Raw genomic sequence first — 23,311 nt, 5'->3', positions numbered from 1 at the left:
AAAGGTTCTTCAGAATTGTAGAGTATAAAAAATGAAGCTCTGAGGTCATACCCCAAAGCTTCATTTTTTGATTTTGTTTTTTATTTCACCACAATTCACAATAATCGAATTCTCCGTTTACTCCTGAGCAACTCTTAATACTTCTATTCCTAATTCAGAGTTTTTCTTAATAGCTTCAATAACATTATCTATAAGAGAAAATATCTTATTAGATAGTTTTTCAGTATCCAAATAAAGATTATTAGCTTGTGTTGAATCAACTTTATTAATTACCTCTATTACCTTCGTACCCATACTATGCAACTCATTATGTACTTTATCAATGGCTGTCCACTCTTTTGCTATATCAGAATGTGATACATTTATAGAGTGATAAAAGTGTCCAAATGCACATTTTTGCGAATTAACTTGGATAGGATAAACTTTCATTTCATCTACCATTCGCTTTAAATTTTTCATCCAAGAACTATGTGCCTCTTTAGCCTTTAAGAGATTAGTAAGTAGTTCCTCATTCGTTATGGCATTTTTCCCACCATTTAAGGAAGAAATCATATCTCTTACAATAACACTAAGTTCCTCATCAATTTTTGATATTTGTTTTGCACTCTCTTTACTTTTAATTGCATCAGCATGAATAATCTGTGTCATGCTATTAAGTTTTTCCACATCTTTAGTAGATGCATCCATAGCCTGATTTATTTGTTCAGCAGCTTGACCTATATCTCCCAATGATTCTGTTATTCTATCTACATCTTTAATTGTACTTTTTAACATTGAAACATTTTCTTTAATTGTGTCAGAGATATTATCCAATTTTAAATTCATATTATTGGTGGAGCTTATTGTATTATTCATACTTTCTTGTCCACCATTAGCTGCTTCTTGAATATTGTTTACAAAAGTCCTCATATCTTTTAAACTTGTTTTAGTATTGTCTGCAAGCTTTCTTATTTCATCAGCAACTACTGCGAAACCTCTTCCCGTTTCCCCAGCTCTTGCAGCTTCAATTGCTGCGTTTAATGCAAGCAAATTTGTTTGATCTGCTATTGATTCTACACCACTTACTATATCATTTACTTTAGTAGCCATGTCCACTAATAGTTTAATTTGCTCGCTCATTATAACTGCATCTTTTATAACATCCTCTTTTAATAAATTAACTTCGCTCAATTGAAGTATACTTTCATCATTCTTTTGAACTAGATCCTTAGAGGATTTATGTAAGCGCTTCATTGTATCAGAAGTATTACTAATTGTCTCATTTACCTCACTCATATTTGCAGTAATTTCTTCTACTATTGATAGGTTAGATTCACTAATACTTGACATATCATCTGCAAATTTAATTAACTTAAATGAAGAATGCGTCATCTCTACATCGTAGTTACTTAAGGATGATGTAATATTAATCATCTTTTTAGAGTTCTCCGACATCTTTTCTTCACTTTTTAAAAGTTTATCAAAGGTTTTGAACAAGGTTTTGTGAATTGGATAATCTATCTTAGGCGGCTCCCCTACTTTACCACTTAACCTATCCTCCACATGCTTAATTATGCAAACTGCTTCATCACAAGGTGCTTTTTTAAATAAATTCATAACTAATACCTCCTATATTAATAATTCACTAATTTAAGACTAACTCAATATATTAAATTCTAAATTTAACCTTTATTTTTGTTTTTATTGTTTCCTTAACAGGCATATACTCCAAATTTGTATATTTTAATACCTTTTTCTATATTATATTATCTTTATCATGGAAATTCTACATTTATTAGTAAAACACTTTAAATATTAAATATAATATGATAAAGGAGTTTTCCATAGTCTCTACGTAATGTTAATATTCTAATTAGAAATTACTCACAGATAACCTTTAGTATCATAATATAATAATGGTTAACAATCACACAATGGGAGGACTTTGTGAGAGTTTTAAAATTGGGTTCAACGGGTTCAGACGTTATGGAAATTCAAGCACTTTTAAGAAAAATAGGTTATAACCCTGGTATAATTGATGGTGCGTTTGGCAATCAAACATTGCAAGCCGTTATTCAGTTTCAGAGAAATAGCGGATTAACTGCCGATGGCATTATTGGACCAACTACTTATAAAGTTTTAGAAAGATTTAGGCTTGGTTATGATAACTACACTATAAAGCCTGGAGATACTTTGTATAGTATAGCAAGAAGATACTATACAACAATAAATAAAATCCTCACTGCTAATCCAGGTATCATTATATCAAATCTCAAAGTAGGACAAAGAATTATTGTGCCTTATGGTATCGATATAGTTGATACAAATATAAACTATACTTATGGGATCATGGAGAATGACATACAGGGATTAAAGGCTAGATATCCATTTATAGAAATCGGAACTGCTGGAAAAAGTGTCTTAGGCAAAAACTTACACTATATCAAACTTGGTAATGGACCAAATGAAGTTTTTTATAATGCTTCTCATCATAGTTTAGAGTGGATTACGTCAGTGCTTCTAATGAAATTTGTAGAAGATTTTTCAAAAGCCTATGCGAAAGGAAGTAATCTAAGCGGGTATAATGTACGGGAAATATGGAAGAAAAGTACGATCTATATACTTCCAATGGTAAATCCAGATGGTGTAAACTTAGTGCTTGATGGTCTTCAAAAGGATAATCCCTTCTACACAAGCCTTATTAGATGGAATAATGGAAGTACAGACTTTTCAAAAGTTTGGCAGGCAAATATCAGAGGCGTGGACCTAAATCACAATTATGATGCTTCCTTTAACTTATCCAAGCAAGGAGAAATAGCCCTTGGAATTACTGGCCCTGGTCCAACGAGATATTCAGGTCCTGCTCCAGAGTCAGAACCTGAAAGTAAGTCAGTTGCAGATTTTACTAGAAATCATAACTTTAGATTAGTTCTAGCCTATCATAGCCAAGGAGAAATAATCTATTGGAAATATTTAAATATAATTCCTCCGGACGCTCAAAGAATTGCTAAGCTTTTTTCAAAGGTCAGTGGTTATGAATTATCGGAGACCTCGGGAATAGCTTCCTATGCTGGTTATAAGGATTGGTTTATTGGAAGATATAGAAAACCTGGTTTTACAATAGAAGTAGGACGTGGGGTAAATCCTCTACCAATTTCAGAGTTTAGCAAAATATATAATGACAATCTAGGGCTACTTTTACTAGCAGCACTTGTATAATAAAAACCACCGCTTACTTTTTTGAAAGGGTAAGCGGTGATTCATTTTATTGAGTGAGAGACACTTGTTAATATTCAATTCTGTTTTTACCGTTGTTTTTAGCTTTATATAATAAGTCATCTGCTCTTTTAATAAGCTCAAAAGAGTCTTCATTTCTTAATTCGACAATACCTATGCTGATTGTTAATTTTATTTTATCTTTACTAAAATATAAACTTTCAATTTCTTTCCTCAAGCTCTCTCCAATGCTACATGAGTCAGCTAAATTTGATTCTGGAATTACTATTAAAAATTCATCTCCTCCGTACCTTCCGATAAAACTTATTTTAGGGAGAGAACCTTGCAATAAATTACTTAGCTCAAGTACTACCTCATCACCGCACTGATGTCCATAGTTATCATTTATGAGTTTAAAACCATCTATATCAAGCATCATAATTGAAAGTGGAGAACGCCCCCTACTATATTTTATTATCTCTTGTTCTAATTGTTCTATAATGTATTTATGATCTAATAGTCCAGTAAATCCATCAATTTTTATAATCTGTTCAAGTTTACTATTTTTTTCTTTTAATTTTCGTAAAAGGTTATATGTTCTTACATTAGCTTTTAATCTAGCTAAAAAAATATTTGCTGAATAAGGTTTTGTAATATAGTCATCTGCACCAATAGAAAAAATTGTTGAAATAACATTTTGATCCTCAACGCTTGAAATTACCATAATTACAGAATACTCATCTTTAATTCGAATTTTTTCTATAACCTTATCTCCAGATATATATGGAAGCATATAATCTATAATGTAAATACAATATTCTTGATTGCTACTTAATAAATCCTTCGAATTAGTATAATAATCTACGTTCGTTATATTATTATTCTTAAAAACATCATTTATCATTAATAATTGTAGCTTATCGTCATCCAAAACAGCTATCTTCATATTCTGTAGCTGATAGGATAAAAAATCGCCTGTTCTAAGCTTGGAAATATGCAATATTAATTTTTCATAAAAATCGTCTTTCTTCAAAAAATCTAATATTCCAATATTTATTAAACGCTCTTTCAATTGCTGGTTATCAGCTGATGTTAAAACAATTATTGGTATACTTTTATATTCGCTTTCTTTTAATTGTTGAATAAATTCTTCCCCTGTTTCGTTGCCTTGAAATTGCAAACTAGTAATAATAAGATCAATTTTATTACTACTTATTATTTCAAATGCCTTCAATGGCTTTGATGAAAAGAAATACTTAAAATCCATTTCAATTGAAATTCCCTTTAATACTTCTTTGTAAAACAGATTCTCATCAACATGTAATACCTTTAACATATTTTACACCTCTTCTATTTATATCCTTTATAATTTTCTGATTAGTTTTCTAACTAGGTACAATCTTGTTTCCATTATACCGTTTATTTATATTGTAATTCTACATCAAATTACAAAATACCTTTTTTTACAACAAATATTTTTTTCTTGTTCAATTACTTGACCCTTAAATGCAAAATTTACCTAACTTTTTACCACCACAATCAAAATAATTACCATGATAAACTTTTTCTTTAAATTAAACATAAAATGATTCAACACAATATCAGGCTATTAATAACTAAAATAAAAAAAAGTACAGTTTTTCATTTTAAAATGATATCCGTACTTTTCTTTATTAATATTAAATTCTATATATAGATGCTACTCCTTTAAACTTTCAATCAAGGTAATCAATTCCTCCATGCTATCTACAACATAATCTGGTTCATACTTAAGAATAGTATCCATAGGTAGTGCACTCCACCCCACAGCCACTGATTTTATCCCTGCGTTTTTTCCACATAGAATATCAAAGGGACTATCTCCTACTATCATAGTTTCTTCTGGCTTGCCACCCATTTCCTTTAACGCCATAAATGCTGGAGTAGGGTCCGGTTTATGCTTGTCTGTATCATCTGCTCCTATAATGCTTTGAAAATATTCCATTAATCCAAAATGCTTTAATCCCCTTATAGCAGAATCATTTAAACGAGAGGTCACAACTCCAAGCTTATAGCCCTGACTATAAAGCTCTATTATACCTTCCTTTACGCCCTGATGGATGGCAATAAGCTTTTCGAAGTTTTCAACTTGGAAATTTCTATAAGTCTTAATAGCTTCATCACTATGCTCACCAAACTCCCTATCCAGCGTAATTTTTAAAATTTCTCCAAAGCTTTTAATAATTTCATCTTTATCTACATCCTTATTCAAGTGTGTTTTATAAGTATGCTTAAAAGATTGTATAATCAATTCATTAGTATCTAGTAAAGTTCCATCTAAATCAAATAAAATATTCTTAATGGTCATGAACTCTTCCTTCCTTTCTAAGCCCCAACAACGGAGTTAATATGATTCTTTTCATTTTGCCAAAATCCATGTCTTATAAAATCAAAAATCTAGTTTATATAAATACCACATATTTTTTATTATAACATTACTGCTTCATTTAGGGCAAACCAAAAGAAACCTACAGATATAGTTTCACCAAGCATTACTCTTATAAAAATAAATATGGTATAGTAATAAGTGGTCTATATACATATACTATATTTGAAAAATAAATTTGATTCGGAGGAAATTATGAGTACAAAAGAGTTTTTTTTATGTGATATAAAAGAAGAAAATACCATTAAAATATCTTTAATGGTAATGAAGATACTAGTTAAAGATTCATCTAAGGTTGTCTGTATCTTAGTTGATAAAAGCGGTGAAATAAAAGCTAACATACCTAGTAAAACTGGTGATATTAAAGAAGGTAGCGTTCTAGAGATTGAAGGTATTAAAGATAGAAATCTAGATGTTAAGAAATATAAACTTATTTTTGATTTTACTCTCTCAGATTATCTTCCAACCGTAAAAAGACCTATTGAAGATATCATGGGTGAAATTGACTCTCTTACTGATAGATATGTTCTTTCAGATGAGGGTAAGGCTTTAAATGACTTTTTCTTTAAGGATGAACTAGTCCTTGATAAGTTTAAAAGAGGAATTGGTGGAGTATCTATGCATCATAATTATATAGGTGGTCTTGCAGAACACACCCTAAATGTTATGCATCTAACAGCCATGCTTTGTGAAAGATATGAATGCAGAAGAACAGAAATAGCAATACTTGCAGCAAAACTTCATGATATTGGAAAAATCTATGAATTATATTATGATGGTCCTTTTAAGTATACTCTCAGAGGAGAAATGGAAGGTCATATTGTTATTGGAGTAGAACTACTTGATAAGGCAGTTCGAGAAAATCCAACACTTTATTCAGAGGATTTCGTTACTAGGATAAAAGGGTGCATTGTTCAGCATCATGGAAAACCTGAATTTGGTTCTCCAAGAGGAATGAAAATGGAGGAATCCTTTATAGTTAATTTTGCTGATTCTATTGATGCTACAATGAATAAGATCTCTCAAGTAAAGGATAAAACCGAGTCTGGAAATTGGTCAGAATATGATAGAAGAATTGAAACTAAATTGTATTTATAATAAATTATATTAGGAATCTCATAAGTTCTAATTGTAATATCCTGTATACCAAACTTGACAAATAATTGGTAAAGGTATAAGGTTATACAAAATAGGAGGTGCTTTATGAATAGTGTTTTAATCGAAAAAAGAGTAGGGAAAACACCATTAATAAGAGCTAAAAACTTAGAAAAAAAGTTAGATATTAAAAATATTTATTTAAAATTAGAAGGTAATAATCCTTCAGGATATCGTATTGATAGATTAACTTATATATTGATAAAAGATGCCTTAAGGGTTAATAAAAAAACAATTTGTTTGAGTATTGGTGTTAATTTTGCAAAATCACTTGCGTTTTTATCTCAATTTTATGATATAAACTGTGTTTTTGTAGTATCTAATAAATATGACTATATGGGTAATGATCTATTTGATAAACCCAATATTAAGTTTATTGAATTTGGTGAAACAATAGGAGAGCGTACTGATCAGGTTATAATGTTATGTAAAAAAAATGGTTGGTACAACGCAAACCCCGGAATGAATAATTCAATGATCAGTAACATAGCCTATTCAAAAGTGGCAGAGGAATTACATTCAAAAATAAAAGGTGAGATTGATACAGTATTTTTAGAATCTAGGTATGGCTATTCTTTAAGTGGTCTTGACCTAGGGTTTAGGAAACTATGGATTGATGGCAAATTAAAGAAAATTCCACTGTTAAATAGCTACACTAATGACATAAAAACTTCGATCAATGATACTGTAGGAGACCTTATAGAACTAACAGATGAAGAAGTAAATTATTATGTTTCTGAATTTGAAAAAATTGAAAATATTAAGCTCACTGACAAAAACGGATATGCAATTGCAGGATTCATGAAAACAGCCGAAGAAAAAAAACTTTCTAACGGCAATCATGTTATAGTGCTAAATGATGGAAGAATTGATATAGACGTAAGGCAAGTTACAAAAGAAGATGGCATAGATGACAATGAGATTATAACCTCTGTGAATAAATGGCTTAATGAGTTTACAGATCCTATTTGTGAAATTGAAGAAGCTTATGCAAATGCGGTAGAAAAAGGTTTTGTTATTGCAGCATTTAATAATAATGAGATATGCGGTATAGGAATTGTTGTAGATTTAGGATTTAAATACTTTGCTACAAAATATCATTTGGCCTATATCGCTACTAGTGATAAAATAGAAGGTAGCGGAATTGCAACTATGATACTAAATGAGGCAGTAGAGTTATCTGAAGGAAATATTTCACTTCATGTAGAGCGAAACAATTTGGGAGCTATTAAGCTATATGAAAAAATGGGTTTCAAAGATTATTATTCTAGAATGATCCATCTATCAAAAAATGATTAAAAAATAAATAAAAGAGCTTCGATAAACTAACAATTTTATCAAAGCTCTTTTCTATAAAAATATCTTGTTTATTTCAAAATAAACTGATTGGAGAAAAAGTGATGTTAAATATAGGTTGTCATTTATCAGTATCTAAGGGTTATAAATCTATGGGAGAGGATGCTCTATCAATAGGAGCAAATACATTTCAGTTTTTCACTCGTAACCCAAGAGGCAGTAAGGCAAAAGACATTGACCCTATCGATGCAGAAGCTTTATTAAAATTAACAAAAGAAAATAACTTTGCTAAAATACTTGCCCATGCACCCTACACTTTAAATGCTTGTTCTGCTGATGAGCACACAAGAGAATTCACTATAGAAGTCATTTCAGATGATTTAGATAGGATGGAATACTTCCCAAATAATTTTTATAACTTTCACCCAGGTAACCATGTAAAACAAGGTACAAAGATAGGTATTGAATATATTATTCATATGCTTAACACAGTATTAAAGCCAGATCAAACTACTACGGTGCTTCTTGAGACAATGTCTGGTAAGGGAACTGAAGTTGGTCGCAATTTTTATGAGTTAAAAGAAATCCTTGATGGTGTTCACCTTTCCAATAAACTAGGGGTATGCCTAGATACATGCCACGTTTACGATGCTGGCTATGATATTGTTAATAATCTTGATGGTGTAATAGATGAATTCGATAAGATTATTGGCCTTGATAAGCTATATGCAATTCACTTAAATGATAGCAAGAACCCCTTTGAGAGTCATAAAGATCGTCATGAAACCATTGGTGAGGGCTTTATTGGGAAAGAAGCGATTTTTAAAATTATTAATCACCCTAAATTACGTCACTTGCCCTTCTTTTTAGAAACTCCCAACGAATTACCTGGTCATGCTGAGGAAATTAGAATATTACGAGAAGCTTACACAGAATAGCTAAAAATCTTACATTCAACAAAAATGCACCTAAGGGTGCATTTTTAATTCTACAGTGATATATCTTATTTACGTGTTCTTATGAAGCAATTCCATAACTTTGCGTAGTTCATCTACAGAAATTTGTCCTGGCGCAGAAACCTCCTTAGCTGCAGCAAATGTTAATGCCGAACCAAATAGCTCCCCTGACAGTCTGGTTATAAGACCTTTTTCTCCCATGGCCATTGTAATAATAGGAGTATTAGCATATTGTTCATTCATAATACGAGTTGCATCTAAAAGTGTAATAACATCCTTCACACAAGTAGGCATTACTGCAATTTTAGGAAGATCTCCCCCTAACTCTTGAGCTCTTTTTAGCCTTGTTATTATTTCTTCTTTTTCTGGTGTGTTAAAAAAATCATGATTAGATATAATTACCGCTACGCCATTTGCATGCGCTACTTCAACTAATTTTTTCACGTAATTTTCTTCATTAAACAATTCTACATCTATAACTTCAATAAGTTTTGTTTCAACAATTGATTTAATTAATTCAACGTAAAATTCTGCAGCAACTTCCCTTTGCCCGCCCTCTTTAGCACTTCTAAATGTGAAAATAATAGGCTTATGAGCTAACACCACCCTAATTTCTTGTAACGCTTCTTTAACCTTTTCTATATTAGTAACCTCTTCGAAAAAATCTACACGCCATTCTACAACATCAAAATCAAGTTCTTTTAAAAATTGTGCTTCCACTACAAGTTGTGCAATAGTTTCCCCCACCATTGGAATACAAATTTTAGGAAGGCCTTCACCAATTTTAACATCTTTAATCTTAACTATTGTCTTCATTGTTAGCATCCCTTCTATTTCCGATTATTGTTTTCATAAAAATAATCCTATGCTTAATATTATTATTCTATAATATATTATACACTATTTATCTTCTTCATTTTAACTAACAATTTTCTCTACAGGTTTTTTTGAAATCCAACTAAGTCCCAAAGAAATTAAAAACCAATAAATAAATACGCAGAAAAAACAATTATACTATTGAAATCAATGTCCAAATTTAAACTTTGAATGGCGGGCTAGAAATTGTCCCTATACTCCTTAAGTATATTAATAATTAAACGATAATGTAATAAGAGAACTTAATAATGAAACGGAAAGGAGTGTTATGTATGTATACTGCTGGAATCAAAGGAATTGATACCCCAAATTACACCATTGCAAATGATACAAAAAAAATAAATATTAAAAGTAATGAAAATAATGATACTTCAAAAGTTCAAGGTGTAAAACAAGATTTAGGAAATGATGTCTTTATTAAATCTACAGAAGAAGACATAGCAAATTCAACCTATAAACCTGAAAAAAAGAAACTTTCTGCCGAAGAAGTTAAGGCTTTAAACGAAGAACAAGAAAATTTAAAAATAGATTTTATTAAGAAGTTCATAAGTGATACAATAAATAATCAAAACAAAATACTTGGAAAATTAACTGATGTTGGTTCTGATGACGAATCAAAGGATACTTCAGATTTACTTACTAAAATATTTGGCTCTGTAGAAAAGGCATACCCTCCACTTGCAACAACACAAGAAGGTGCAGCAAAGGCAATAGCTGAGGGTGGAGCATATTCTGTAACTGCGGTGGCAGATCGTATTATGACTATGGCGAAGTATATAGCTGGAGATGATCCAGCCAAACTACAGCAAATGAGAGAGGCCGTAGAAAAAGGATTTTCACAAGCTGGAATAGATTTTAGTAAAGCAACAAAGAGTGACTTGCCTCAAATTTCTAAAGATACCATGGCTGAAGTCATGAAAAGATTTGATGAGTTACAGGGCAAAACTAGTAGCACTAATGAATAAATTACAAACGCAAAGATAAAAAAAATAGCTTAGTGGGGTTTTACACCTACCACTAAGCTATTAATAATTAATCAGAGTTTTATTAATTATCAATGTTATCCTAAAAATAAAAAATATAAAACTACTGTAATTCCAAGTACAATTCTATACCAACCAAACACCGTGAAATCATGTTTCTTTATATAACCCATTAAGAATTTAATGGCTAATATGGAAACTAAAAATGAAACTATCATGCCCGTGGATAGAATGATAAATTCAGCATTTGTTAGAACAAAACCAAATTTAAGGATTTTTAATAGACTTGCTCCGAACATAACAGGAATAGCTAGAAAAAATGTGAACTCTGCTGCTACCGTTCTGGATGTTCCTATTAGTATTGCACCTAGTATTGTTGCACCCGATCTGGATGTACCAGGAATTAATGCTAAAACTTGAAATATTCCTATAATGATTGCAGTTTTATAAGTAATTTGTGATAGTTCATTAATTTTGGGAATTATATTTTTGTTTCTGGCTTCAATAATTATAAAAAGAATACCATACAGAATTAGTGCAATTGCAACCGTCTGATAGTTATAAAACGTTGCATCCAGTTTATCATCAAATAACATACCAATAATTGCCGCCGGAACACAGGCAATAATTATTTTTAACCACAATAAGAAAGTATCCGCTTTTATAGTTAACCTCTTTTTCATTACAAAAGGATTTAACTTTTTAAAGTATAAAATCACAACTGCCATTATTGCTCCAAGCTGAATAACTACAAAAAACATTTCTTTAAAAGCTGCACTCACATTTAGTTTCAAAAACTCATCAACTAAAATCATATGTCCTGTACTACTTATAGGTAACCACTCGGTGAGCCCCTCAACAATACCAAGAATAATCGCTTTTACTATTTCAATAAATTCCATATGTTAATCACTTCCTTTAATAGTTATTTATAAAATGAGGTACACTCACTATAAACAATGCAATTATATTATACACTTTATTTTTGGGAATTCTATAGGAAATTTATAAAAATCAGTTTAAATCTGTTTTCATCTACTTTTTGTCTACCTCTTTACAATTATATTATTCTATTACAAATAGAAAAAGCACTAGTTTTCATTCCTTTTCTAAGGCAAATTTTAAGATTTACTGTTATACTAGTGTAGGGTGAAAAAGTAATGAAGAAAAAATATATATTAGGATTTTTAATTATATTAACAGCACTTATATTTGCAAATAGTTATTTTAAAATAGAACACAATATGAGCGTAGTCGAATATTTTGGAAAAGACAATTGGCTAAACTCCTCTGAAATAACGTATTTGAAAGAACATGGAGACTTGATATACGGCGCTGATCAAAATACTCCACCGCTAAGATATCTAAATCCAGATAATGGACAATATGAGGGACTTGTAATCGATTATCTCAATGCTCTTTCTATTGAACTCGGAGTCAACGTAAAGATGAAGCCTATGATTTGGCATGAAGCCCTTGAGGCCCTTCAAAAAGGAACTATAGATTTTTGTGATATGCATGCTTCCAAGGAGCGGTCTCGTAGCTTTATATTTACTGACCCTATATACTACCAAAGAGGAGCTATATTAATAAAGAAAAATAATACTAACATTAAAAAACCAGAAGATATAAAACATAAAACTATAGCGGCAATAAAAGAAGACTACATATTCGATTATTTATCTGAAAATTATACTGAGGTAAATGGAGTTGAAACTGAAAACTTAAGAGACGCTATTAGCAAACTAGAAAAAGGTGAAGTAGATGCTGTACTTGGGGATGAATCAGTAATAAACTATTATATAACCCAAGAAGGACTTAGCCGTGAATATTCAATACTAAATGAATACTTGTACGAAAGAGAAGCAGTAATAGGTGTGAAAAAGGGTAATGAAACATTAGTGAAAATACTTAACAAAGCAATATATCAGCTGCAAAAAGATAACACTATGGAAAGAATACATGAAAAATGGTTTGGCATATCACCACTAATAATGAAAAATAACAACGCTGAGAAATATATGCTTTTAGTTAAATATGCTATACTCCTAGCCATGCTAGTGGCACTATTTTTCTATTATTGGAACAGAGAACTAAAGAAAGAAGTTAAAAAACAAACAAATGCACTTAATATGTCTAAAAACGAATTAGAAACTACTTTCAACGGGCTTACCACTCATTTAATGGTGGTTGTAAACGAGGACTGCTACGTCAGCGAAGCCAATACAGCATTTTGTGACCATATAGGTTACCCCGCAGATGCAGTGAAAAACATGCACTGCAAAAATATCAACGGAATACTAGGAATTAATTGTGATATTTGCCTCATTAAAAATATATTTGAAAATAGAACTTCAATAGAAAAAGAAGTAGAATATCAAAATCGAACCTTTAAAGTAAGAACTTACATGCTGGATAAGGTATCAAACACTAAAGAGCGTGTACTTGTTATGATGGAAGATATAACTGATCTAAATCTTTCAAAGCAAAGGATGTTACAATCAAGCAAAATGGCTGCTGTAGGCCAACTTGCCGCAGGTATTGCACATGAAATCAGAACACCCCTTGGAATCATTAGGAACTATACATATCTACTTAAGCGTACTGAAGAAGATGATGATAAAAAAGAGGCAATTATTGCAATAGACAATTCAGTGACTAGAGCTAATAAAATTATAGATAATCTTTTAAACTTTTCAAGGCTTTCTGATAATAAAGTACATACCATACAAGTTAAAGATTTCATATCAAACCTTTATGAACTAAATCAAAAGGCTTTTATGCAAAAACATATACAATTTAAGTTATCTGTGGAAGTGGACTTAGAAGTAGAGTTATATAGTGAATCTTTGAAGCATATCCTACTAAATCTTTTTTCAAATGCTACTGATGCTATGAAGAAAGGCGGTATACTTGCGGTGCAAGCCTTTAGATCTAATGAAAATATAATCATAGAAGTATCTGACACAGGTGCTGGCATGGACCTAAATACACAAATGCACTTATTTGATCCATTTTATACTACTAAACAAGTAGGCAAAGGTACAGGACTTGGACTGTTTATTGTTTATAACGAAGTACAAAAAATGGAAGGAACCATTACAGTTGAAAGTAAACTTTCCAAGGGATCAAAGTTTATTGTTACACTTCCAACAAAGATGCATGACCCCATACTAATATTGAAATAGGAGACAATAAATGAATACTAAGAATTATCATATATTAATAGTGGATGACGAAGCAGCTTATTCAAAAGGACTAACCAAAATACTAGAAATTGAAGGGTATCTTATAGAAACTGTATTATCAGCAGAAGCTGCTATAGCTAAAATTAAACATAAAAAATATCAAATGGTAGTAACCGATTTAATGATGGATGGAATTAACGGTATAGAGCTTTTAGAAAGAATCATAACCTTAAAACAAGATATTAAAGTTATATTAATGACTGCATATGCAACTATACCTACTGCAGTTGAGGCAATGAAAAAAGGAGCGGTATCTTATTTTGTAAAAGGAAATGACCCTATTGAACTAATAGACGAAATAGAAAAAGTATATATTGAATACAAAAAATCAGAACTTTCTTCTAAAACAAATGATAAAAGAGAAAAATCAATTCTACAATCAGAAAATAAAGAATTTAAAAAAGTTATAGATATGGCTGGAAAGGTAGCTAAAACTTCAGTCAATGTGCTACTCCTTGGCGAATCGGGAGTAGGAAAAGAGGTATTTGCAAACTACATTCACACTCAGAGCCAGCGGGAAAATAAGCCCTTTATAGCTGTTAACTGTCATGCTCTATCTGAAAGTGTATTAGAATCTGAATTGTTTGGACATAGCAAGGGAGCCTTCACTGGTGCCACTGAAGAACGAGTTGGTAGATTTGAATCTGCTAGCATGGGAACTTTATTTCTAGATGAAATAGCTGATATGCCTTTATCTACTCAAGTAAAGCTACTAAGAGTTATTGAAAACAGAGCAATAGAAAAAATAGGTAGTAACATAAGTACTTCCGTTGACTTTAGGCTTATAACCGCCACCAACAAATCTATAGTAAAACTAATATCTGAAGGACTATTTAGAGAAGACTTTTACTATAGAATTAATACTATCATCATTGAAATACCTCCACTAAGGGAACATAAAGAAGACATATGTAGCTTGGCCAGTAGCTTCATCTCCATAGCCTCTAAGCAAATGAAGAAAGAAATTCACACCATAGAGCCTGAAGTTTGGGAATATCTAAACCAGTATGACTATCCAGGCAATATACGAGAGTTAAAAAACATAATTGAAAGGCTAATGGTATTTAGCGAAAACGGTATTATATCAAAAGATGACTTGCTAGTTCATGAAATGCCAGCTACTGACTACGAAGGAGATCAAACATTAAAAGTATTTAGGTCTGCAATAGAAAAAAAATATATAGAAACAGTACTGGTTAAAAATAATTTTAGCATGACAAAAACAGCAACAGTGCTGGGCATTACTCGAAGGCAGCTACAAAATAAAGTCAATGAATATGATATACAAAAATAAAAGTGGGCAATTTTTTTCCATTGTAGTGGGAAAAAAATTGCCCGCTTTTATTATGAAGATATAAATCAAACATAAACACTTACAGCTACTTTCTTAAAATAGACTCTTTTAATATGCACAAGTGCAAGCTTTTAGGTCAATTTCGACCCAATTTCAGAAAAATATGAAAATCAGAAGATTTTGGCACAACGCTTGCTGTATATAAGCAAATGAGTTAATTACATCTAAGTATTATAAAAATTTATTTATATGGAGGTATGTTTAATGAAAAATTCAACAAAACATTCAATTGTTATAGGTTTTGCACTATTTGCAATGTTTTTCGGTGCAGGAAACCTTATCTTCCCACCAACTCTTGGAAAAGCTGCAGGAAGTGCATTTTTTGCATCTATAATAGGCTTTCTCATTACAGGAGTTGGTCTTCCATTAGCTGGAGTAATTGCCTGTGCTAAAATTAATGGTACTTACGACAAAATGGCAAATAGAGTAGGTAAAAATTTTGCTGTAATAACTGGTATTGCTTTAATTCTTGTTATAGGACCGTTATTTGCGATTCCAAGAACCGCTGCAACAACTTTTGAACTTGGTATACATCCTATATTTCCATCTATACCACAAAACATAGCAGTTGTATTATACTTTGCAATAACTCTTGCATTTGTTCTTAAACCCTCTTCAATAATTGATAATATAGGCAAAATACTTACCCCCGCACTTTTATTAATGCTGGCTATAATTATATTTAAAGGAATAATAGATCCAATTGGGCCAATTATAAATACATCCTACAAAGGCGGATTATCAAAGGCTCTAATAGAAGGTTATCAAACAATGGATGCCATGGCTTCTGTTATATTTGCTGGAATAATTATTTCCTCTGTTAGATCAAAAGGTTATGAAAATGCAAAAGATATAATGAAAATGACTATAAAATCAGCATTAGTTGCTGTAGCGGGTTTGGCCTTTGTATATGGTGGACTTATGTATCTTGGAACACAGACAAGTACTCTATTTCCAACAGATGTAGCAAGAACTAAGCTAGTTACAGATATCGTTAAGTTAGATTTAGGAAGCATTGGTGCAGTTATTCTTGGTTTGTGTGTTGCTCTTGCATGCCTAACAACTGCTATAGGTCTACTTGCCAGTGGAGCTGAATTCTTTGCTAATGTTTCAAACAATAAAATATCATACAAAACTGCTGCTGTTATTATGGCCTCCGTAAGTGGATTAATAGCTACAAAAAATGTTGATTCTATAATTTCATTAGCAGGTCCTGTGCTACAAATTTTATATCCAATTGTAATCGTTCTTATAGCTATTACATTGCTTGGTGATAAAGTTAAAAGTAATAAGGTTGTTGCTATAACTACATATACAGCGCTAATTATAAGTATTTTAGATACTATAAATGGTATATACCCAAATGTCATTGGATTCATTAAATTTATTCCTTTAGCAGGTGTTGGCTTCTCATGGTTTATACCTACTTTGTTAGCTTTTGTAATTTCTAACATTTCAATAAAACCAAAACAATATACTGTACTTGAGCAAATAGAAGTAGATGCAGCCTAAACATATCTATCCTAAACTAGAAAAACAACATTCTAATAATAAGAATGTTGTTTTTCTAGTTATATGCAAGATTGACTGTATGATTCTTCTATTTAGAAGCTAATTTAGTTCTTATAGTTTTCACTATAATCATACCCCTTACATAAAATCGTCATTGTTACAATGATATTTGTTATGAGTAAATTATGTAAGATGATAATGCCTTCTTATTAAGGGAGCTTCTTTAAATTTTCTTAGCCTGTATATGCCAAATATCTCTTGCATATTCTTCTATAGTCCTATCACTGCTAAACTTTCCAGCATTACTCATATTTTTAAAACACTTTCTTGAAAAGCCTAATCTATCTCTGTATGCTTTGTCTACTTTATTTTGAGCTTCCATATAATCCTCAAAGTCTCTAAATATAAAGTAATGATCTGGCTTGTGCCAAGATGTACCTTCAAGAAGAGAATTATATAATTCCTTAAACATACCTGTGCCTCCATCAGAGAGGGTTCCATCTATTAATGTATCTACAACTCTCTTAAGCCTTGGACTTCTTTCATAATAATCTTTGGGTTTATACGTATCCTTAATTCCCTTTATTTCCTCTACTCTTGCCCCAAAGATAAAGTTATTTTCTTCTCCTGCTTCCTCTACAATTTCCACGTTCGCCCCATCTAATGTTCCAATAGTTGGAGTACCATTTAGCATAAACTTCATATTTCCGGTACCTGAAGCTTCTTTTCCTGCTGTAGATATTTGCTCGGAGATATCTGCTGCAGGAAATAACTTTTCAGCATAGGATACTCTATAATTTTGTACAAATACAACCTTAAGCTTTTCATTAACCTGATGATCATTGTTTACTAACTTTGCTATTTCATTTATAAACTTAATGATGCCTTTTGCTCTAATATATCCAGGAGCCGCTTTAGCTCCAAATATAAAAGTTCTAGGTACTATGTCCATTCCTGGATTTTCCTTTAGTCTATAATATAAATCTAAAATACCAAAGGCATTTAGTAGCTGTCTTTTATACTCATGGAGTCTTTTTATCTGAATATCAAATATAGAATTTGGGTTTATGAAAGTTCCCTCATGAACCTTTATATAGTTAGCTAATTGCGCCTTTTTATCTTGCTTTATACTTAGAAATTTATTTAATACTTCATCATCATCTAAAAACTTTTCAAGATTCTTTAACTCTGATAAATCTTTTATCCAATTATTTGTACCCAAAAGCTCCGTAATCATTTGTGATAGTTCCTTATTACAAAGGGCAAGCCATCTTCTTTGTGTGATTCCGTTGGTTTTGTTTTGAAATCTATTTGGATAAAGTTCATGCCACTGCTTTAGTTCTTGAAACTTCAATATATCTGTATGAAGCTGTGCAACTCCATTTGTAGTATGAGTTCCATGGATTGCAAGGAAAGCCATACGAATCTTATCATCATAAGTTATGCACATAGAGTTTATCCTGTCTGAATCATAGCCCTTTTCTGCAAGTTCTAGAATGAACTTTTTATCTATATCTTTAATTATTTCATAAATCCTCGGAAGTATTTTTTTATAAAGACTACTAGGCCATTGCTCTAAAGCCTCTTCTAAAATAGTGTGATTTGTATAAGAAAAAGTTTTAACAGTTATATTCCATGCTATTTCCCAGGATATATTTTCTTCATCTATAAGTAGTCTCATAAGTTCTGGTATTGCAACTACTGGGTGAGTGTCGTTAAGCTGAATTGCATGAAACTCAGAAAATTTTGCAAAATCCTCACCATTATTTTCTTTATACTTTCCTATTATATCCTTTAGAGACGCGGCTACAAAGAAATATTGCTGTTTTAATCTTAGTATTTTCCCATCTTCTGTAGAATCATTAGGGTATAGTACTCTTGAAATATTATTCGCTTTATTCTTCTCACTAACTGCCTCTTCATACTTTTGATCATTAAACATTTGAAAGTCAAAATCCTTGAAGCTTTCTGCCTTCCATAATCTAAGTGTATTTATATTCCTTGTATCATATCCAATAATAGGAGTATCATAGGGTACAGCCTTAACCTTTCCATCTGCAAATTCTACAATTACCGTTTCATCAGATCGTCTTATTGACCAAGGGTCTCCATATTTAAGCCAGTTATCGCCTTCTTCTCTTTGGAATCCATCTTCAAATCTTTGCTTAAATAAACCGTGGCTGTATCTAATACCATAACCTGTAACTGGTAGGTTTAGTGTTCCACAGGAATCCATAAAACAAGCTGCAAGTCTTCCGAGACCTCCGTTACCAAGTCCAGCATCTTCTTCAATTTCTTCCACTTCATTTATATCTATATTCATTTCTTCTAAAATTTCGGAAACCTCTTTATAAATTCCTAAGTTCATTAGGTTGTTACCTAATGCCCTTCCCATTAAAAATTCAGCTGAAAAATAGTAAGCTCGCTTATCTTTAGCATAAGCTTTTTTTGTTTCCTCCATGCCTTCTATAATTGTTCCCATTATAGCTTTAGAAAGAGCATTATACTTTTCAGGGATATTTGCCTTCGCTAAAGTTTTACCATAATCTAATTTAATAATTGTTTCAATTGTTTCTCTAAGTTTCATCGTATCGAACATATTCATCTACCTTTCATTCATTTTATACTTTAATTTTTATCTACCGTAAATCTTTGTTACTTTACATATTTTCTCAGAAAGATCGTCACTTAAAGCTTCTTTTTTAACTCTCCATTGCCAGTTTCCGCCAAGAGTTGAAGGTATATTCATCCTGGCCTCTTCTCCAAGACCCAAATAATCCTGCATTTGAGCTACTGCTAGTACTCCTACAGAGCTTAATGCCCCGCTAATAAACCCCCAGTTTTCGCCCTCTTCTTCGTTTAGCCTTAAGTATTCTGATGCAAAAGCTACATCTTGCACATTAGTATTTTTAAGCCACCCATTTACAGTATCATTGTCATGGGTACCAGTGTATACTACACAGTTTTTATCATAATTATGTGGTAAATAATCACTTTCTTCTTTAGAGTCAAAGGCAAACTGAAGTACTTTCATTCCAGGATAACCTGACTTAATTCTGAAGTCTATGACCTTCTCTGTTAAGAAACCTAAATCTTCAGCTATAATGTTTATTTTACCTAAAGCTCCCTTTATAGCATCAAAAAGCTTTATGCCTGGTCCTTTGACCCAGGTTCCTTTCACTGCATTTTCATCACCATATGGGATTTCCCAATAAGATTCGAAGCCTCTAAAGTGATCTATTCTTGTTACATCATATAACTTGCTATTAGCTCTAATTCTCTCTATCCACCACTTATAGCCTTGTCCCTCTAATACTTCCCAATTGTATATTGGATTCCCCCAGAGCTGTCCCGTTTCCGAAAATGCATCTGGTGGGCAACCTGATACTACAGTGGGTTTTTTAGCTTCATCTAACAAGAAAATTTCGCTATTTGCCCAAGTATCTGCACTATCCTCTGCCACATATATAGGGATGTCCCCTATGATTTTAATTCCATTAGAATTGGCATATTGTTTAAGATCTTTGTACTGCTTAAAGAACAGATACTGCAAAAATACCCAGAAGTCTATTTCTTCCCTTAGCTGCTCTTTATATCTTTTTAAAGCCTTTTTTTCTCTTAACTTAATATCATTGTCCCAATGCTGCCAAGATATTAATCCAAACTTATATTTTATAGCCATATAAAGTGCATAGTCCTCTAACCAATGACTATGTTCTTCTTTGAATTTTTCTATTTTAAATTTGTATCTACCCTTACTTTTATTAAAAGCAATTCTAAGCACATGCATTCTATTATTAAATATTTTTTCGTACTCAACCTTTTCCGGATTATCTCCAAAATCTAAAGTATTGTAATCTTCTTTTTTCAAAAGTCCTTCCTTATTAAGAAAATCTAAATCTATAAAATATGGATTTCCTGCAAAAGCTGAAAAAGATTGGTAGGGCGAATCTCCAAAACCTGTAGAGCCTAAGGGTAGTATCTGCCAATACTTTTGACCTGCTTTTACTAAGAAATCCACAAACTCATAGGCCTCCCTGCCAAAGGTCCCTATCCCATACTGGCTAGGAAGCGAGGTTATATGCATTAAAATGCCGCTACTTCTCTTAATCATTACCCTTCTCCTTTATAACACTTTGACTTTCTTATATACCCTTCCATTAACATCTATAATCTCAAAGTTTAATATCTTTAAACTGGTGTTTCCATTGTTATCTACATTAATTATATAATCTTCACCCTGTTTTTCAATGTAGATTGAAATCAGATTATACTTGCCCTTCTTATACTCCATGGTAGCCCCATCATCATCATAGTAAACATAATGTGCTTTGTCTTCTACAAAGGCTATGACGCTAAGATTTTCATCATTTAGCTTTTCCACATTCATAGCAGATTCACCTAAAACCAAAATTTTGTTTTTCCTAATAAATATAGGAACTTGCTTAAGTTCTACATTTATGTAGTGATGCCCTGCCTTTATTATTTCATAAGTTCTACCTCTGTAGTTTTCCGCTTTCCATAATAGCATATCTTCAGGGAGATAAACATACCTTCCTACTGAATTCTCCTCATATATTGGTGCAATCATTAAGGAATCTCCCAGTAATAATTGATTTTCAACCTTTTTACTCATTTCATCCTCATATCCAAAAGAAAGTGGTTTAAAATACATATTTTTATTTATTACAGCTTTCATGTATTCACAGTAGATATAATGTACAAGTGCATATCGCAATTCTATGGCACTTCTTAATATATCTACAGTTTCATTGTCAAAGGAAAAAGGTTCTTGGTCCCTTGTTCCCATAGCTGCATGATTTCTAAAAAGTGGTGTAAACAAGCTAAATTGAGTCCATCTTATTGCTAACTGATTATTAGCATCTCCACTGAAACCACAGGTATCTGCTCCAATATATAAGAACCCACACATATTTAAAGAAGGCATCATTTTTATATTCAACAGCATATGTTCCCACCAGGAATGATTATCTCCAGTCCATATGCCAGAATATCTATGCATTCCAATATAAGAAGCCCTTGAAAATAGTAAAAATCTTTTATTTGACTCTATTTCTTTAAGTCCTTCTCCTGCAGCTCTTGTCATGTTGTAGCCATATAAATTATGCACCTTATAATGGTTTATTCTTTCCCCATTGATATTGTGATAAAAGCTTTTATAATCCTGTAAATTATTAGACATACTGTTAAACTTATCTGTTAATGCAAAGTAAGAATAAATGTCCAAATTCTCATTTTCAGCCTTCTTTGCCGCCCTAATAGCTTCATCTAGTCCCCTATCAGTGTAAAAGATCGCTGGTTCATTCATATCATTCCAAAAGCCTTCAATACCTACATCTGTAAGCATTTTGTATTTAAGTCCAAACCATTCTCTTGCCTTTTGGTTAAGAAAATCAGGAAAATGACAGCGCCCTGGCCAAACTGCTGCTACAAAAGGTTTGCCAGATTCATCACTACAAAAATATTCATTTTGTATGCCTTCTTCATATACATCATAACCCTTTTCAATTTTTACCCCTGCATCAATAATTGGAATAAGCCTAAAGCCTTTACCTTTCATTTCCCTTGTAAAATCTTTAAAATCTGGGAAGGCATCATTATCTACGGTGAAATCCTTAAATCTTTCCATATAATCAATATCAAGGTAAATTGCATCACAAGGAATATTATTTTCTATAAACTTATTTGCAACTTCACGAACAATTTCTGCATTGGGATAACTCCACCTTGATTGTTGGTATCCAAAAGCCCATTTAGGAGGCACATAACTTTCACCTATAATATTTAAAAACTCTCGTACAATATCTAAGGGTTTCTCACCCTTTATTATGTAAATATCTGCATCCGGCTCCTCTAAGGATATTTCTAGATAATCCTTATGAGTGAAACCAACATCAAAAATCACCTTGCCTGGATAATCAACAAATACTCCAAATTTCTCTTCTCCATCTACCACTAAAAAGTTATGAGCACCATAAAGAGATTTTTTATCTGGGGTATGCTTTGGGTCATCAGAGCAAAAGGCCTCATAAATCCCACCTCTTTTGTTTATACCTCTCTGATTTTCACCAAGGCCAAAAACAATTGAATCACTAGACATTTTATAAGTAAACTTTAAGCCACTTATTTCATCCAGCTTAAAGTAGTCTAGCTTTTCCTTTGAAAACTCATGCCCCTCTATTACTACTGCTTCAGTATCAATAGGCTTTCCAAAAGAATATTTAATTACATTTTGCGTTATTTTATAAACTTTCATATAATCACCCTCACGGTTTATTTTCTACTAATCT

16 protein-coding genes are annotated in these 23,311 nt (G+C 31.8%); 8 read left to right on the top strand and 8 right to left on the bottom strand.

The window, feature by feature from the left end:
* Window positions 1-117: 117 nt before the first annotated feature.
* Complete coding sequence (locus LGK97_RS02790) at window positions 118-1,596, bottom strand: methyl-accepting chemotaxis protein (RefSeq protein ID WP_226258211.1); 1,479 nt, start codon at window positions 1,594-1,596, stop codon at window positions 118-120.
* Between the two features lie 330 nt (window positions 1,597-1,926).
* Between LGK97_RS02790 and LGK97_RS02785 the strand changes: the two genes are divergently transcribed.
* Complete coding sequence (locus tag LGK97_RS02785; protein WP_226258210.1) at window positions 1,927-3,198, top strand: M14 family metallopeptidase; 1,272 nt, start codon at window positions 1,927-1,929, stop codon at window positions 3,196-3,198.
* 67 nt (window positions 3,199-3,265) lie between these two features.
* On the opposite strand, the gene LGK97_RS02780 is transcribed toward LGK97_RS02785, so the two are convergent.
* Window positions 3,266-4,531: a response regulator gene (locus LGK97_RS02780; protein WP_226258209.1), complete on the bottom strand. Its 1,266-nt coding sequence runs from the start codon at window positions 4,529-4,531 to the stop codon at window positions 3,266-3,268.
* Between the two features lie 363 nt (window positions 4,532-4,894).
* Entirely contained in the window at window positions 4,895-5,542 is a 648-nt protein-coding gene (gene ppaX / locus LGK97_RS02775) for a pyrophosphatase PpaX (protein WP_226258208.1), read from the bottom strand.
* A 273-nt stretch (window positions 5,543-5,815) separates the two neighbouring features.
* Here ppaX and LGK97_RS02770 point away from each other — a divergent pair, with 273 nt between their 5' ends.
* From LGK97_RS02770 to LGK97_RS02760, 3 genes are all read left to right on the top strand, one after another.
* Entirely contained in the window at window positions 5,816-6,718 is a 903-nt protein-coding gene (locus LGK97_RS02770; RefSeq protein ID WP_226258207.1) for a 3'-5' exoribonuclease YhaM family protein, read from the top strand.
* Between the two features lie 105 nt (window positions 6,719-6,823).
* Entirely contained in the window at window positions 6,824-8,074 is a 1,251-nt protein-coding gene (locus LGK97_RS02765; RefSeq protein WP_226258206.1) for a pyridoxal-phosphate dependent enzyme, read from the top strand.
* Between the two features lie 101 nt (window positions 8,075-8,175).
* A complete protein-coding gene (locus tag LGK97_RS02760; protein WP_226258205.1) occupies window positions 8,176-9,009 on the top strand; it encodes a deoxyribonuclease IV in 834 nt (277 codons plus the stop codon).
* A gap of 69 nt (window positions 9,010-9,078) precedes the next feature.
* On the opposite strand, the gene aroD is transcribed toward LGK97_RS02760, so the two are convergent.
* Window positions 9,079-9,843, bottom strand: a complete 765-nt coding sequence (aroD, locus tag LGK97_RS02755) for a type I 3-dehydroquinate dehydratase (protein WP_226258204.1) — start codon at window positions 9,841-9,843, stop codon at window positions 9,079-9,081.
* Window positions 9,844-10,175: 332 nt separating this feature from the next.
* Between aroD and LGK97_RS02750 the strand changes: the two genes are divergently transcribed.
* Window positions 10,176-10,868 (top strand): hypothetical protein, encoded by a 693-nt coding sequence (locus LGK97_RS02750; protein ID WP_226258203.1) that lies wholly within the window; start codon window positions 10,176-10,178, stop codon window positions 10,866-10,868.
* Between the two features lie 95 nt (window positions 10,869-10,963).
* Here LGK97_RS02750 and LGK97_RS02745 read toward each other — a convergent pair whose 3' ends face one another.
* The gene (locus tag LGK97_RS02745) at window positions 10,964-11,788 is read right to left on the bottom strand and encodes an undecaprenyl-diphosphate phosphatase (protein WP_226258202.1); all 825 of its coding nucleotides are present in this window, start codon (window positions 11,786-11,788) and stop codon (window positions 10,964-10,966) included.
* A gap of 258 nt (window positions 11,789-12,046) precedes the next feature.
* On the opposite strand from LGK97_RS02745, the gene LGK97_RS02740 reads away from it, so the two are divergent.
* The 3 genes from LGK97_RS02740 to brnQ all read left to right on the top strand — a co-directional run bounded on the left by LGK97_RS02740 (window position 12,047) and on the right by brnQ (window position 17,000).
* Window positions 12,047-14,074 (top strand): transporter substrate-binding domain-containing protein, encoded by a 2,028-nt coding sequence (locus tag LGK97_RS02740; protein ID WP_226258201.1) that lies wholly within the window; start codon window positions 12,047-12,049, stop codon window positions 14,072-14,074.
* Between the two features lie 10 nt (window positions 14,075-14,084).
* A complete protein-coding gene (locus LGK97_RS02735; RefSeq protein ID WP_226258200.1) occupies window positions 14,085-15,428 on the top strand; it encodes a sigma-54-dependent transcriptional regulator in 1,344 nt (447 codons plus the stop codon).
* Window positions 15,429-15,692: 264 nt separating this feature from the next.
* Window positions 15,693-17,000, top strand: coding sequence for a branched-chain amino acid transport system II carrier protein (gene brnQ, locus LGK97_RS02730; protein WP_226258199.1), 1,308 nt, complete (start codon window positions 15,693-15,695; stop codon window positions 16,998-17,000).
* Window positions 17,001-17,223: 223 nt separating this feature from the next.
* On the opposite strand, the gene LGK97_RS02725 is transcribed toward brnQ, so the two are convergent.
* Genes LGK97_RS02725 through LGK97_RS02715 form a run of 3 tightly spaced genes read right to left on the bottom strand, consistent with a single transcriptional unit; the run spans window position 17,224 to window position 23,277 of the window.
* Complete coding sequence (locus tag LGK97_RS02725; protein ID WP_226258198.1) at window positions 17,224-19,599, bottom strand: glycogen/starch/alpha-glucan phosphorylase; 2,376 nt, start codon at window positions 19,597-19,599, stop codon at window positions 17,224-17,226.
* 36 nt (window positions 19,600-19,635) lie between these two features.
* The gene (gene malQ, locus LGK97_RS02720) at window positions 19,636-21,114 is read right to left on the bottom strand and encodes a 4-alpha-glucanotransferase (protein WP_226258197.1); all 1,479 of its coding nucleotides are present in this window, start codon (window positions 21,112-21,114) and stop codon (window positions 19,636-19,638) included.
* A gap of 12 nt (window positions 21,115-21,126) precedes the next feature.
* Window positions 21,127-23,277, bottom strand: a complete 2,151-nt coding sequence (locus tag LGK97_RS02715) for a TIM-barrel domain-containing protein (protein ID WP_226258196.1) — start codon at window positions 23,275-23,277, stop codon at window positions 21,127-21,129.
* Between the last annotated feature and the right edge of the window lie 34 nt (window positions 23,278-23,311).

The organism is Clostridium sp. CS001, from assembly GCF_020443565.1.
Taxonomy (GTDB): Bacteria; Bacillota; Clostridia; order Clostridiales; family Clostridiaceae; genus Clostridium_AD.
Note: the sequence above shows the minus strand (reverse complement) of the source record. Positions and strands in the feature narration are given on the sequence as shown.

Excerpts from the sequence above, each read along its gene's own strand:
- malQ (WP_226258197.1), bottom strand. The coding sequence starts at position 21,114 with ATGATTAAGAGAAGTAGCGGCATTTTAATGCATATAACCTCGCTTCCT.
- ppaX (WP_226258208.1), bottom strand. The coding sequence starts at position 5,542 with ATGACCATTAAGAATATTTTATTTGATTTAGATGGAACTTTACTAGAT.
- brnQ (WP_226258199.1), top strand. The coding sequence starts at position 15,693 with ATGAAAAATTCAACAAAACATTCAATTGTTATAGGTTTTGCACTATTT.
- LGK97_RS02770 (WP_226258207.1), top strand. The coding sequence starts at position 5,816 with ATGAGTACAAAAGAGTTTTTTTTATGTGATATAAAAGAAGAAAATACC.
- LGK97_RS02750 (WP_226258203.1), top strand. The coding sequence starts at position 10,176 with ATGTATACTGCTGGAATCAAAGGAATTGATACCCCAAATTACACCATT.
- LGK97_RS02740 (WP_226258201.1), top strand. The coding sequence starts at position 12,047 with ATGAAGAAAAAATATATATTAGGATTTTTAATTATATTAACAGCACTT.
- LGK97_RS02725 (WP_226258198.1), bottom strand. The coding sequence starts at position 19,599 with ATGTTCGATACGATGAAACTTAGAGAAACAATTGAAACAATTATTAAA.
- LGK97_RS02790 (WP_226258211.1), bottom strand. The coding sequence starts at position 1,596 with ATGAATTTATTTAAAAAAGCACCTTGTGATGAAGCAGTTTGCATAATT.
- LGK97_RS02760 (WP_226258205.1), top strand. The coding sequence starts at position 8,176 with ATGTTAAATATAGGTTGTCATTTATCAGTATCTAAGGGTTATAAATCT.
- LGK97_RS02745 (WP_226258202.1), bottom strand. The coding sequence starts at position 11,788 with ATGGAATTTATTGAAATAGTAAAAGCGATTATTCTTGGTATTGTTGAG.
- LGK97_RS02715 (WP_226258196.1), bottom strand. The coding sequence starts at position 23,277 with ATGAAAGTTTATAAAATAACGCAAAATGTAATTAAATATTCTTTTGGA.
- aroD (WP_226258204.1), bottom strand. The coding sequence starts at position 9,843 with ATGAAGACAATAGTTAAGATTAAAGATGTTAAAATTGGTGAAGGCCTT.
- LGK97_RS02780 (WP_226258209.1), bottom strand. The coding sequence starts at position 4,531 with ATGTTAAAGGTATTACATGTTGATGAGAATCTGTTTTACAAAGAAGTA.
- LGK97_RS02765 (WP_226258206.1), top strand. The coding sequence starts at position 6,824 with ATGAATAGTGTTTTAATCGAAAAAAGAGTAGGGAAAACACCATTAATA.
- LGK97_RS02735 (WP_226258200.1), top strand. The coding sequence starts at position 14,085 with ATGAATACTAAGAATTATCATATATTAATAGTGGATGACGAAGCAGCT.